The 13926-nt window shown below is 60.4% G+C and carries 7 protein-coding genes and 1 other RNA gene; 6 read left to right on the forward strand and 2 right to left on the reverse strand.

Annotated elements, in window-relative coordinates; all coding sequences use genetic code 11:
* The first annotated feature begins 92 nt into the window (after nucleotides 1-92).
* Nucleotides 93-1367 (forward strand): amidohydrolase, encoded by a 1275-nt coding sequence (locus I6L46_RS10275; RefSeq protein ID WP_216975341.1) that lies wholly within the window; start codon nucleotides 93-95, stop codon nucleotides 1365-1367.
* A gap of 81 nt (nucleotides 1368-1448) precedes the next feature.
* Here I6L46_RS10275 and I6L46_RS10280 read toward each other — a convergent pair whose 3' ends face one another.
* Both I6L46_RS10280 and I6L46_RS10285 read right to left on the reverse strand, forming a co-directional pair.
* The gene (locus I6L46_RS10280; RefSeq protein ID WP_005353535.1) at nucleotides 1449-1796 is read right to left on the reverse strand and encodes an RnfH family protein; all 348 of its coding nucleotides are present in this window, start codon (nucleotides 1794-1796) and stop codon (nucleotides 1449-1451) included.
* Nucleotides 1789-2223, reverse strand: coding sequence for an SRPBCC family protein (locus I6L46_RS10285; RefSeq protein WP_005334496.1), 435 nt, complete (start codon nucleotides 2221-2223; stop codon nucleotides 1789-1791). Before I6L46_RS10285 ends, I6L46_RS10280 begins: the two co-directional genes overlap by 8 nt.
* A 169-nt stretch (nucleotides 2224-2392) precedes the next feature.
* Between I6L46_RS10285 and smpB the strand changes: the two genes are divergently transcribed.
* From smpB to fdhF, 5 genes are all read left to right on the forward strand, one after another.
* Nucleotides 2393-2881: an SsrA-binding protein SmpB gene (gene smpB, locus I6L46_RS10290; RefSeq protein ID WP_005334498.1), complete on the forward strand. Its 489-nt coding sequence runs from the start codon at nucleotides 2393-2395 to the stop codon at nucleotides 2879-2881.
* A 166-nt stretch (nucleotides 2882-3047) separates the two neighbouring features.
* Nucleotides 3048-3407, forward strand: a transfer-messenger RNA (tmRNA) gene (gene ssrA / locus I6L46_RS10295).
* Nucleotides 3408-3700: 293 nt separating this feature from the next.
* Complete coding sequence (locus tag I6L46_RS10300; protein WP_216975343.1) at nucleotides 3701-7945, forward strand: transporter substrate-binding domain-containing protein; 4245 nt, start codon at nucleotides 3701-3703, stop codon at nucleotides 7943-7945.
* Nucleotides 7938-9149 (forward strand): EAL domain-containing protein, encoded by a 1212-nt coding sequence (locus I6L46_RS10305; protein WP_005353540.1) that lies wholly within the window; start codon nucleotides 7938-7940, stop codon nucleotides 9147-9149. The genes I6L46_RS10300 and I6L46_RS10305 overlap by 8 nt, the downstream gene beginning before the upstream one ends.
* 531 nt (nucleotides 9150-9680) lie before the next feature.
* Nucleotides 9681-13847: a formate dehydrogenase subunit alpha gene (fdhF, locus tag I6L46_RS10310; RefSeq protein WP_216975345.1), complete on the forward strand. Its 4167-nt coding sequence runs from the start codon at nucleotides 9681-9683 to the stop codon at nucleotides 13845-13847.
* Nucleotides 13848-13926: the final 79 nt, after the last annotated feature.

Here is a 13926-nt window from a genome sequence, read left to right on the forward strand (position 1 = left end):
CTCACAGCTCCCCCGACCAGCTGCAGCCCCCGTGTGGTCAGCCGGGAAAAAAGGCACAATAGCCGACAAATCGAATCACCAAGGAAGCCAAGATGACCCTTGAGCACCTGATCCTGTGGCGCCGCGACCTGCACCGCCTGCCGGAAGCCGCCTGGAAAGAGTTTCGCACCACCAGCCTGATTGCCCACCACCTGAGCGAGCTCGGTTATCGCATTGTGCTCGGCGACAAACTGCTGGCCAGCAATCTGATGATGGGGCGTGATGTGGATGTGGCGGCCGAGAAGGCTCGTGCCCGCCGTCAGGGAGCCCATCCCGACTGGCTGGAGCGGATCGGCGATGTCACCGGGCTGATGGGGGAGCTGGATACCGGCCGTCCCGGCCCGACCCTGGCCTTTCGCTTCGATATCGACGCGGTGGAGGTGGAAGAGTCCGATGCCGAACAGCACCAGCCGCAGCAGGAGGGTTTTGCCTCCCACAACAAGGGGTGGATGCACGCCTGCGCCCACGATGGCCACACCGCCATCGGCATGGGGCTGGCCAGCAGCCTGATGGCGATGAAGGAGCAGCTGTGCGGCCGCATCAAGCTCTTCTTCCAGCCCGCCGAAGAGGGGTGCCGCGGTGGCAAGGCGCTGGCCGCCGGGGGGGCACTCGATGACGTGGATGCCCTGCTCTCGCTCCATATCGGTATTCACGCTGGCAGCGGCGAGCTGGTGATCAACCCCACCGAGTTTCTCTGCTCCACCAAGTTCGACGTCCACTTTATGGGCACCGCCGCCCACGCCGGGCTCGAACCCAATGCCGGCAGCAATGCACTGGCAGCCGCCTGCATGGCCACCACCGCCATGCTCGGCATTCCCCGCCACCGCGACGGCATGACCCGCATCAACATCGGCCAGCTTCACGCTGGCAGCGGCCGCAACGTCATCCCCGATCATGCAGAGCTGCGCGGTGAAACCCGCGGCGCCGATAGCATGCTCAACGACTACATGTTCAGTCAGGTACAGCGCATCGTCGAAGGGACAGCCCTCGCCCACGGTGTCACCTATCGCATCATCAAGCAGGGTGAGGCCATTGCCCTCGACAACAGCCCGGCCCTGCAAGCCGAGCTGGCGGCGCTGGCCCGCAAGCAGGGGCTCGCCACTATCCAGACTCGCCGCTTTGGCGCCAGCGAAGATGCCGGTTTTCTGATGGAGCGGGTGCAAAAACAGGGGGGCGAAGCGGCTTACCTCATCCTGGGGGCCGATCTGGCGGCGCCGCACCATCACAACGAATTCGATTTCGATGAGCGGGTGATGCAAAGCGGGGTAGAGCTACTGGCCGCCTGGGCCCGTGCACGACTGGGTGTGGCAGAAGCAGCCCTCTCTTGATATCCCCTCGGCAAGCTCACCGGCTAACGGGATCAAAAAAAGGCGCCTCGGCGCCTTTTTTCTGCAAGAAAAACCTGAGCGCTACTCGCGGTGCTTGCGATGCACATCGGGGCGACCACCGGTCACGCTATCGGCTCTCCCCTCCTCTTTGGCCTTCTCGGCGCGCTTTTTGCGCATCTCGCGGGGATCGGCGATGAGCGGGCGGTAGATCTCGATACGATCGCCGTCGTGCAGTGGCTCGCTCCCTTTCACCGGGCGGCTGTAGATACCGAACTTGTTGACCGCCAGATCGATCTCGGGGTGTTTTTGTACGATGCCGGACTGCTCGATGGCCGCCAGCACGCAGGTCTCGGGCGCCACCCGCAGGGCAATCACCGTCTGCTGCTGCGGCAAGGCATAGACAACCTCGATGTTGAGCTGGTCAGACACCGTATACCTCCTTCGCCCGGTTGGAGAAGGCGGAGACCATGGAGCTCACCAGATCGCGGAATACCTGACCAAAGGCCACCTCGATAAGCTTGGAGGTAAACTCGAAATCGAGATCAAACTCCACCTTGCAGGCATCCACATCAAGCGGAGTAAAGGTCCACCAGCCCGCCAGCTTGCGGAACGGGCCATCCACCAGCTCCATCCTGATCTGGCGGTTCACATCCAGCTGATTGCGGGTAGTAAAGGTCTTGGCAATCCCCGCCTTGGCCACATCGACCGACGCCATCATGTAGTCATCGCCAGCCTCGTGGACACGGCTGCCGACACAGCCGGGCAAAAACTGCGGATAGGCATCCACATCGTTAACCAACTTGAACATCTGTTCTGCACTGAACATCACCAGGGCACTGCGCGTAATTCGGGGCATGGCTTTTCCTCATCCAATCGGCGCGATTTTATCACCATGTTTGGGGTTGTGGAGGTAAAACCTCAGCCAAACCGCTCAGAAAGCCACCACTTGACCTGCTGCGCGTTTTACAGCCGCCCCTGCCTACGTATAATACGAGCCTCCTAGTCATTGCCGGAAATCGCCCGTCATGAGCAAAAAAAACAGTAAAAACAAAGCCGGGTCCAGCACCATTGCACTCAACAGAACCGCGCGCCACGAATACTTCATCGAAGAGAAGATCGAAGCGGGTCTGTCCCTGCAAGGGTGGGAAGTCAAATCCCTGCGGGCGGGCAAGGCCAACATCAGCGAAGCCTATGTCATCTTCCGCGATGGCGAGGCCTATCTGTTCGGCTCCAGCTTCCTGCCACTGCAAGCGGCCTCCAGCCATGTGGTATGTGACCCGACCCGCACCCGCAAACTGCTGCTGAGCCGTCGTGAACTCGACAAGCTCGAAAGCCTGATCGCCCGTCAGGGCTACACCATAGTTCCCCTCGCCCTCTACTGGAAACAGTGCTGGGTCAAGGTCGAGATCGGCCTGGTTAAGGGCAAGAAAGAGCACGACAAGCGCGAAGATACCAAGGCCCGCGAATGGGATCGGGAAAAAGCCCGCATCATGAAGAACAAGCATCGCGGCTAACCTGCGACTGGCAGGATCAGGACGCCGGTTCACCTTCCCCCGGCGCAGCTGGCCCTTCAAGCTCAGCTGCGTACAATAAATCGGCAAACAGACTGGTTGCCAGAGGGAATGGGTATCAACGCCTTGCTATGACAGCATTTTTGCGTACAATCGCAATTAACAACTTGGGGCTGATTCTGGATTCGACAAGATTCACGAAACCCAAGGTGCATGCCGAGGTGCGGTAGGCCTCGTTAATAAACCGCAAAAAAATAGTCGCAAACGACGAAAACTACGCACTAGCAGCTTAATAACCTGCATAGAGCCCTTCTACCCTAGCTTGCCTGTGTCCTAGGGAATCGGAAGGTCATCCTTCACAGGATCGTGTGGAAGTCCTGCTCGGGGCGGAAGCATTAAAACCAATCGAGCTAGTCAATTCGTGGCGTGTCTCTCCGCAGCGGGTTGGCGAATGTAAAGAGTGACTAAGCATGTAGTGCCAAGGATGTAGTAATTTTGGACGGGGGTTCAAATCCCCCCAGCTCCACCAAACGTTTGGAAAGGGCCACCTCGCAAGAGGTGGCCCTTTTTATTTGTCCATGTCCATGTTGTTTACCAATATCAAACTGGTTGGATTTTTTTCCAATATCCCCCTTGAACTGGCCTTTGACAAAAAATCAGGCGCATCACCGCGCAGGCTTTATCATCAGGTTGCCATCCCGATACTAGCCGGACTCACAGCCGCACATCGGCATGTTGTGGCCCAATATTGAGTAAATTGATGTTGGCCGCTGCATTTTAATGCACTTACAATATGCGCCCAATTCTGTTGGATTCCTTCTGATGCTCCGCCAATCTGATCGTCTATTCCTGTTTCTCCTGCTACTGCTCTGGGGCGTAGCGGCGCACGCCATTACCAGTCTGAATGAAGACGAGTTTGATCTGTCTGAGCGCGCCTGGCTGTCATCACATCGGGAACTGGTCATCGGCATGCCGATGATGGGCGATCCTCCATACAGCTATAAGGATGCAGATCAACGCTTTACCGGCCCAGTCCCCGACATTGCGCAGCAGATTGCCAGAACGCTCGGGTTGACCCTGCGCTACAAGGTTTACCCCTCCTACGTGGATGCGCTGACCGGACTTGACCACGGAGCAATCGACATACTGGTGAACGACCAGCCAAGCGAACAATGGCGATCCAATATTGTCTCCCTCCCGTTTTTGCTCTCCATGCCGCGCGGCGTGCTGCTCAACAATGGCAAAACGAAGTTGTCACGACAGGATGCCCATGGTTTGCACTGGGTCTGTGTCACAGGAGTCAATGCTTGCAGTGAATTGAAAAAACTGGGATTTCTCCGTGTGACCGAGGCAGAGAGTCGCAGTGAAGCAGCCTTTATGCTCAAAAAGCGCATGGCTGACGCCTATCTTGCCGACATGCCGTCACTGGTGATGGTGAGAGATCAGCATCCCAAGGCTGGCTTCACCATTGCCACTCCGGAATGGGTAAGCGGCACGTCTCTCTCCATCAATATGCACAAGAGCGACCCGGCACTAGTCAGCCTGGTGAGCAAGGCATTCAACGAGATACCGGTTGAAGATCGTCGTCACATGCTGGCCGCCACTACGACTAGCCAACATGCGGACTCAGGAGCGGTGAAGTCTGTGCAGTTTACCCCTGAGGAGCAGGAGTGGCTCAACCAGCATCCTGAGCTGACTTACGGCGTCTCTCCGGACTGGACCTCCATGAGCGAATTCAATTACCGGGGCAGGCTGGTCGGTTATGTGGCGGACCTGATGGCGCTGATGCAGCAAGTCTCCGGGCTGAAGTTCTCTCTGGTTCGCACCAATAGCTGGGGTGAAACCCAGAATATGCTGAAGCTGCGGCAGATCGATTTTATTCCGGCCATCTCCCCCAACCACGACCGCGGCCAGTTTGCGCTGTTCACCCCCGGCTATCTGTTTGTCGATCGGGTCGTTATTGCCCCCAAAGGCAGTACCGATATCACCGATCTCTCACTGCTGCGAGGGAAACGGGTCGGCATGGTGCATGGCTCGCTGGATAAAGATCTACTGACCCACATCGGCGCCCATCCGGTAGAGGTCAACAATGACAACCGCTTGCTGGAGCTGCTGGACACGGGCGATGCCGACTACGTGATGGTCACCCTTCCATCCATCAACAAGCGGGTGAGCGAACGCTATCAGGTGGTCTATGCCGGCAAAGACTTGCGCCTGCCGGTCGCCATGGCCACGCGCAAAGATCCCATGCTGCAGCGGATCCTTACCAAGGTGCTCTATTCGATACCGCCGGAGGAGCTCAATAAAGTGGAGAGGCGCTGGCTCTCCATGAGTGTGCAGACCGGCATCAACAGCGAAACAGTGCTGCTCTGGTTCGTAATAGGTGGCACGGCTGCCACTCTGCTGTTTGCCCTGTTCTGGGCCTGGAACCGCACTCTGAAACGGGAGATCGTGCAGCGACAACGGGCCGAGAAGACGCTCAATGAACAGTTGGTGTTCGTCCAGACCCTGCTCGACTCCCTACCCAATATGGTGGCGCTGCGGGATCGCGATCATCGCCTGACCCTCAGCAACCGGGCATACCGCGAGCTGTTTGTCGGTGATGGGGAAGAAGGTGATCGCTGGGGCTATATGACCGAGGACGAGCGGCAACAGATGCTGCGCGAGGAGCGTGCGGTCTGGGAAACCGGCGAGATCTTCCAAGGATCGGGTTATACCCAGCGCGAGGGGGATGTTCCCCTTCACGTGGTCTACGTCAAGTTGCCCTATCGCGGCGCAGACGGCGAGATTCAGGGGGTGCTGACGGTATTGACCGATGTCAGTGCCCTCAAGGCCGCCGAAAACAAGGTGCGGGAAGTGGAGGGCAGGCTGCGGGACATCACCGACAGCATGCCGGGTCTGGTTTATCAATATCTCTGGCAAGGGGCCGGCAAGGGGAAATTCCTCTATCTGTCCCAAGGAGCCAGCGACATTCTCGGGATGACCCACCAAGAGTTGATGGCAGCCGAGTCTGGCGGCGTGATCTTCGGCTTGAACGACGAGGCGTTGGCCGCCTTTGCCGATGAGGTGGCCCAACACGCGCGAACCCTTGAGCCGCTCGATATGGAGGTGCTGGTGCCCTCTGTTCAGGGGGAGCGCTATATCCAGATCCGCGGCAACTTTGTGGCGCAACAGGGCCATGATCGCCTGCTCAATGGCGTGGTGCAGGACATCACCGCTATCAAGCAACAGGAGCATGAGCTGCGTAAGGCGCGCGCCGCGGCCGAGCAGGCGATGCAGGCTCGCAGCCTTTTTCTGGCCACCATGAGCCATGAGCTGAGAACCCCCATCTCGGGCATGCACGGCATGCTGGAGCTGCTGCGCATGAGTGAGCTCAATGATGACCAGCGCTATCTGCTGCGCAATGTGGAGAGCTCGGCCAACCACCTGCTCTATCTGGTCAACGATATCCTCGACTTTTCTAAAATCGAGGCGGGTCAGCTGCACCTCAATCACCAATCCTGCCGTCTGCAACCTGTGGTGTGCGATGTGATCCGCGGCCATGCCGCACTGGCCTACAGCAAGGGGCTGAAGGTCACGCTCCAGTGGGAGGATCAACTCCCCGACCTGGCCGATATCGATCCGGTCAGAGTGGGCCAGGTGATTTCCAATCTGCTCAACAACGCGGTGAAGTTCACCGAGCAGGGCACCATTTCGCTCCAGGTCAGCTATCAGGACCAGCAGCTGGTTATCGCGGTGACGGATACCGGCATCGGCATCGCCGAAGAGAAGCAAGCGCTGCTCTTTACCCCGTTCGAGCAGGTGGAATCCGATATCAATCGCCGCTTTGGTGGCACCGGTCTTGGCCTGGCCATCTGTGATCAGCTGGTGAAGAAGATGGGCGGCACTCTGACGGTCAAGAGCCAGCTCGGTGAAGGGGCCTGTTTCCGCTTCAGCATCCCGCTGCTCAATGGCCTGTGGGAACCACCCGCACTGGCGGGCAGCGAATGGTGGTGGCTGGGTAGCGATGCCGCCTTGCAGGCCACCATGGCACGACTCGGCGCCCGGTTGAGCCCCCTCGAGATCCACCAGCTCACCGCCGATCTCGACGGCCTGCTGTTGGCGGAAGAGGCCGCGCTGGAGTCCAGTCTGGGGAGCGATTGGCACACCTTGCTGCAGTCCGGCACTCTCAAGGGGGTCATCCTCTCTCCCCGCGAAGCGTTGCGGGGACGCATGGGCTCGGAGAACTGGTGGCGCCTCGGCCAATCCCCCCTCTATCCGGATCTGTTGCTCGAAAGCTGCCGCGAGCTGATCACCGGGCGAGCCGTGACCACCCATGCCGCCAGCATCGAAAAACTGGGCGGGCGAGTACTGGTCGCCGATGACCATCTGGTCAATCGCGCCCTGCTGACCCGTCAGCTGGCGATCCTGGGGGTGGAGTGCGAGGTAGTGGAAGATGGCGAGAAGGCATTGCACGCCTGGCAAACCCGGGATTTCGCCCTGCTGATCACAGACTGCCACATGCCGCACATGGATGGCTACACCCTGACCCGCCGCCTGCGGGAACAAGGGGAGCAGGCACCCATCATCGGCGTCACCGCCGATACCTCGGAGGAGGCGGCAGCCAATATGACGGCAGCCGGCATGAACGGCATGCTGTGCAAACCCTATTCGCTGGAGTCACTGCGCCAGATGCTGCTGCGGTGGTTGCCCGCGACTACGATCACAGAGAGAGTGCCCGCACGACAGGCCATCAATCTCGACATGATCGGTCGCTGGCAAGATCTGTTTGGCGATGAAGGGGTTGCCAAAAGCATGGCAAGGGAGTATTTGGCCTCCAACCGGAAAGATTGCCACGCTATGATGAGCGCACTCTCCTCCGATGATAGCCAGGAGCTGGTGGAGATCGCCCACCGCATCAAAGGGGCAGCCAGAATGGTCGGGGAGCTCTCCCTGGCCGAGCAGGCGGCGCAACTGGAATCGGCGGCCCGCCTCAAACAGTTGAGCGAGCTCGCGCTGCTGACACAGAGAGTGGAAGAACAGATGAACATTATTGAACGTGAAATGGGATTGTGGCTCGATGAGTAGAACGGCAGACGAGTTGGTCATCATGGTGGTCGAGGATCACGGTTTTCAACGCAAGACCCTGATGCACCAGATCCGGGCGCTCGGTTATCAGCAACTGCTGGAGGCCGCAGACGGCATCGAAGCCCTGGCGCTGTGCCAGAGCCACACTGTCGACATCCTGTTCTGCGATCTGCGGATGCCCGGCATGGATGGCATGGCGCTGCTGCGCCGCCTCTCGCTGGGTGGCTTTCGGGGCGGCATCATCCTCTCCAGCGCGCTGGAAGATGACGTGGTGGAGGCCGTGCTGCGCATGAGCGCGGCCTATGGTCTCCATGTGCTGGGTCGCATCGAGAAACCCTCCAGCCCGCAGCGGCTGCGCCAGTTGATCGACTCCTGGGCACCCAAGTCGGCCCCCTCGGGCAAGGACGATGGCCTCGTCCTCTCGGTGGACGAGCTCAAACGCGCCCTCGACAACGATCAGTTGCTGCCCTGGTATCAACCCAAGGTCGGCTTTGCGTCCGGCCAGTGGGTGGGGATGGAGGCGCTGGCCCGCTGGCAGCATCCGGAATACGGGCTGATCTCCCCCGGCATGTTTATCCCGCTGGCGGAAAACAACGGCCTTATCGACCAGCTGACCGATGTCATCATCAACAAGTCGCTGCAGGATTGCCATCTGTGGGGCCAGACCGGTCTCTCCCTCAATCTGTCGATGAATCTCTCAACCACCTCGCTGATTGAGGGAGACCTCTGCCACTTCCTGATCAACCAGTGCCAGCGCTGGGGCGTCAACCCCGAGCTGATCACCCTGGAGGTGACCGAAAGCTCGTTTGTCGAGGATATCGGCAAGGCACTGGAGGTGCTGACCCGGCTGCGGATGCACGGCTTTGGCCTCTCCATCGATGACTTCGGCACCGGATACTCGTCGATGCAGCAGCTGGCGCTGCTGCCTTTTACCGAGCTCAAACTTGACCGTTCGTTTGTCGATCGCTGCTATGCCGACCCCTCCCGTCTGGCCATCATCGAATCGAGCATCGAGCTGGCCCGCAAGCTGGGGCTGAAATCAGTCGCCGAAGGGGTAGAAGATGTGCAGACCTGGCAACTGCTGGCCAAGCTGGGGTGCGATATCTGTCAGGGCTTCTTCACCGCCCGCCCGATGCCGCGCAGCGAACTGCAGCACTGGCACCAGATCTGGCAAGCCCGGCTGCCCACCCTGATATCCGGCTGATCTTCCGCAACCAACCCTTTGGGCCAACAGCGCGCCGATCGGCAACGTGAATGGCCACCTTGGAAAAGGTGGCCATTTTCTTTGTGTCGGGCTCGCCACTCACGCATGCCCGCCCCCTATCCACCAACCTTTTATCCAACCGAGTGCCACCCACCCCCTTTGCTCTGCATGCACCGCATGCCTTGAGTCACCATTTATGCAAAATAAATTGCATCACAAATGGTGCTACTGGCGGATCACGCCTACCGTGAGCGAGAGCGGCCTCTCTTCTGCTAGATGCATCAACTGACATTAAAACAATGAATCTCCTGCTTTAACAGGAATATTTCTCAACGATGCGCCGTGCCGATGAGGTAGACAAGACAACCTAAAATCGTTTTCCCTTTTGAACAATAAGCTGTCTAAAATCAAATAAAGTTGTAAATAATCTTTGTTATGGTGAGCGTATAGCAAGCGGCCTCCCTGTCGCTTCCCCTGCTGGCTCCGCCAGATGCAGCATTTTCTGCGCCTTAAAAGCGAGTTTATGACGCCATGATCACCATCACCCTCGATGGGGCTCAGTTGACGGTTGACCCGACCAGAACCCTGCTCCAGATAGCCAAACAGCACCAGATCGATATCCCCTCCCTGTGCGGTGACAACACCAGCGGCCCCAAGACCCCCTGCGACCTCTGCGTGGTTGAAATTACCGGTCTCGGCATCCGCCGCGCCTGCGAGACACACCCCGAGGCAGGAATGGTGATCACCAGCCAAAGCGATGCCCTGCGCGCCCACCGCCAGCAGGCGCTCGGCCGCATCCTTTCGGATCACTACGCCGATTGCGAAGCCCCCTGCCAGCGCGCCTGTCCGGCCGGCGTGGACATTCAATCCTATCTGCACCACATCGCCATGGGGGAGCACGAAGCGGCGATGGCCGTTATAAAACAGACCCTGCCGATGCCCCTCTCCATCGGCCGGGTCTGCCCCGCCTTTTGTGAGGCACAGTGCCGCCGCGCCTTGGTAGATGAGCCGCTCGCCATTCGCCAGCTCAAGCGCCACGCCGCAGATCTCGATCTGGCCGAGATTGCCCCCTATCAACCAGCCAAGAAGCCCGCCAAGGGCAAGCGGGTGGCCATTATCGGCAGCGGCCCGGGCGGCCTCACCTGCGGTTACTATCTGGGTTACGAGGGGTTCGAGGTCGATCTGTTCGAGGCGATGCCCGAAGCGGGTGGCTGGCTGCGCTACGGCATCCCCGAGTACCGGCTGCCCAAGGCGATCCTCGATCAGGAGATTGGCCTGATGTGCCAAAGCGGCATGCGGATCCACACCAGGCAGCGGTTGGGCCACCAGATCACCCTCTCGGCACTGTGCCGCGACTATGATGCGGTCTGTCTGGCGGTTGGCGCATCCAAGGCGGTGCCGATGGATTACCCGGGCAGCACCCTGGCCGGTTGTTATCTCGGGGTCGATTACCTCAAGGATCGGATGCTGGCCAAGCGGCTCACCACCGGCAAGAGGGTTGCGGTGATCGGGGGTGGTAATACCGCGATCGACTGCGCCCGCACGGCGGTCAGGCTGGGCGCTGAAACCACCCTTATCTATCGCCGCACCCGCGCCGAGATGCCCGCCGAAGTCTACGAGATTGACGAGGCGGAGCACGAAGGGGTACGTTTTTTGATGCTCACCAATCCGGTAGAGAATCTGCCGGACAGTCGTGGTCGCGTCTGTCAGGTGCGCCTCGAGAAGATGGCCCTCGGCGAGCCGGATGCCTCCGGTCGCCGCCGCCCGGAGCCAACCGGCGAGTACCTCATTGAAGAGTTTGATACCGTGATTGCGGCAGTGTCGCAGCAGCCGGATCTCAGCTTTATGGAAGGGGAATCCCTCACCCTCCCCTTCACCCGCTGGCAGACTTTAGAGTCCCACCCCGAGACCATGCACAGCGGCCACGGCAACCTGTTCGCCATCGGCGATCTGCGCCGCGGGCCAGCCACCGCCATCGAGGCGGTCGCCGATGGTCGCAAGGCCGCGCTGGCCATCGATCAGTTCCTTCACGGTGACATGATCGATCCGGTTCGCCCCTTCAACGCCTGCAAGGCACCCACACTCAAGCAGGTCGATCCCGCCCAGTTTGCTCACCTGAAAAAAGTCGCCCGCAGCATCATGCCCCATCTAGCAGACCAGGATCGCGAGGGCAGCTTTGCCGAGGTGGAGCGCGGCCTCAGTGACCAGAATGCCCGCAGCGAGGCCAGCCGCTGCCTCGAGTGCGGCTGTCAGGCCAACACCGATTGCGCGCTACGCGACTACGCCACCGAATACAAGGTCGAGCAGAGTGCCCTCGATACCAGCCAGTGCCAGAAGTTTGCAGTGGATAACAGCAGCGAATTTATCGTCTTTGATGCCAACCGCTGCATCGGCTGCGGCCAGTGCGTGCAGACCTGCGGTGAGCAGGCGGTACAGGGTGTGCTGCGCTTTGCCAAGAACAGCGATGGCACCCTCTCGAACCGGCCGCAGTTCGACACGGGGCTCTCGATGGGCGACTCCCACTGCGTGCAGTGCGGCGCCTGCGTACAGGTCTGCCCCACCGGGGCCCTGGTGGATGCCCGCGACAAGTCGCAGGGGCGCACCGAACTGCTCACGCCGGTCAATACCATCTGCACCTACTGCGGGGTCGGCTGCGGTGTCACCCTCTACGTCGATGAGGCGCGCAACCGCATCCGCTATGTGGAGGGGAATCGCAACTCGCCGGTCAATCAGGGGCTGCTCTGCGTCAAGGGGCGCTTCGGCTTTGACTTTATCCAGAGCGAGGAGCGCCTCACCACACCGTTCATCCGCAAGGATGGCAAGCTGGTGCCCGCCAGCTGGCAAGATGCCATTGAGCTGGTTGCAGAACGCTTCACCGCCCTGCGCCAACGTTATGGCAGCGATGCGCTGGCAGGTTTTTCGTCGGCCAAAACCACCAACGAAGAGAACTACCTGTTCCAGAAGTTCATGCGCCGGGAGCTGGGAACCAACAACGTGGATCACTGCGCGCGGCTCTGCCACGCCTCCACCGTCACCGGGCTGGAGGCGTCACTCGGCAGCGGCGCCATGACCAACGACATCCCGAGCATTGATCACTCGGATCTTATCTTCATCATCGGCTCCGACACATCGGCGGCCCACCCCATCATCGGCTCCCATATCAAGCAGGCCGTCACCACGGGCAAAGCGCGGCTGGTAGTGGCCGATCCCAAGCGGATCGAAATGGCCGACCACGCCAGCCTCTACCTGGCCCACCGCCCCGGCACCGACGTGATGCTGCTCAACGGCCTGATGCAGCAGATCATTCAGAACAACTGGCACGACAAGGCCTATATCGCCGCACGAGTAGAAGGGTTCGAGGCGCTGCAAGCGGAGGTGCTCTCCCCGGCCTATGCACCGGACAAGGTAGCCCTCGTCACCGGCGTGCCGGCCGAGCAGGTGATCGAGCTCGCCCGCCTCATCGGCACCGCCGAACGCACCGCCATCTACTACTCGATGGGGATCACCCAGCACACTACCGGCCACGACAACGTGCGGGCCATCGCCAACCTGCAACTGCTGTGCGGCAACATCGGCATCGAAGGGGGCGGCATCAACCCGCTGCGGGGCCAGTCCAACGTGCAGGGGGCTTGTGACATGGGGGCGCTGCCCAACTGCCTGCCCGGCTATCAGAAGGTGACCGACCCAGAGGTGCATGCCCGCTTCGCCACCACCTGGAAGCAGCCAGACTTACCGCGCACGCCTGGTCTCACCCTCACCGAAACCATCGATGCCGCCTGTGCAGGCAGCATCAAGGGGCTCTATGTGATGGGTGAAAACCCGGTGCTGAGCGATCCGGACCAGCATCACGTCATTGAGGGGCTCAAGCAGCTGGAGTTTCTGGTGGTACAGGATATCTTCCTCTCCGAAACCGCCCAACTCGCCGATGTGGTGCTCCCCTCCAGCTCTTTTGCCGAGAAGAGCGGCCACTTCACCAATACCGAGCGGCGGGTACAGCGCATCTCCCCCGCCCTCAAGGCGCCGGGTGAAGCGCGGGAGGATTGGTGGATCATCCAGCAGATCGCCAACGCCATGGGTGGCGACTGGCGCTATCAACACCCACAGGAGATCACCGCCGAGATCTGCCGGGTCACCCCGCAATACGCCGGCATCCAGTGGGACAAGGTGGGAGCGCAAGGGCTGCAGTGGCCCTGCAACGACGCGGCGCCCGAAGGCACTCGCCTGCTCCACGGCAAGCAGTTCACCCGTGGCAAGGGGGAGATGGTCGCGACCCCGTTCCGCTATGCCGCCGAACTGCCAGACGAGACCTATCCCATCGTGCTCACTACCGGCCGCCTGCTGGAGCAGTTCCACACCGGCACCATGACCCGCAAGACCAAGGGGCTCGACAAGCTGGCTGGGCCACGGGTGATGATGAGCGTGGTGGATGCGCAGCGGTTGGGCATCAGCAACAGCGAGCGGGTGAAGGTCACCAGCCGCCGCGGCCATATCGAGCTGCCCGCCTTCGTCACCAAGCGGATGCAATCGGGCGTGGTCTTTATCCCGTTCCACTTCGCCGAAGCCCCGGCCAACCGGCTCACCATCAATGCCACCGACCCCCAAGCCAAGATCCCCGAGTTCAAGGTAGCTGCGGTGCGCATCGACAAGCTGACCAGCCAACACACCTCGACACAACAGCCAGAGATGGAGATAGCCTGACCGGAGCTCAGGTAACAAGCAGGATAATCCGCAATAAAAAGAGCCACCCGGCGGGTGGCTCTTTGCGTTCACCAATACC

This window comes from Aeromonas sp. FDAARGOS 1416, from assembly GCF_019048085.1.
GTDB lineage: Bacteria > Pseudomonadota > Gammaproteobacteria > Enterobacterales > Aeromonadaceae > Aeromonas > Aeromonas veronii.

Coding starts and splice junctions, on each gene's coding strand:
- fdhF (WP_216975345.1), top strand. CDS start 9,681: ATGATCACCATCACCCTCGATGGGGCTCAGTTGACGGTTGACCCGACC.
- smpB (WP_005334498.1), top strand. CDS start 2,393: ATGAGCAAAAAAAACAGTAAAAACAAAGCCGGGTCCAGCACCATTGCA.
- I6L46_RS10300 (WP_216975343.1), top strand. CDS start 3,701: ATGCTCCGCCAATCTGATCGTCTATTCCTGTTTCTCCTGCTACTGCTC.
- I6L46_RS10285 (WP_005334496.1), bottom strand. CDS start 2,223: ATGCCCCGAATTACGCGCAGTGCCCTGGTGATGTTCAGTGCAGAACAG.
- I6L46_RS10275 (WP_216975341.1), top strand. CDS start 93: ATGACCCTTGAGCACCTGATCCTGTGGCGCCGCGACCTGCACCGCCTG.
- I6L46_RS10305 (WP_005353540.1), top strand. CDS start 7,938: ATGAGTAGAACGGCAGACGAGTTGGTCATCATGGTGGTCGAGGATCAC.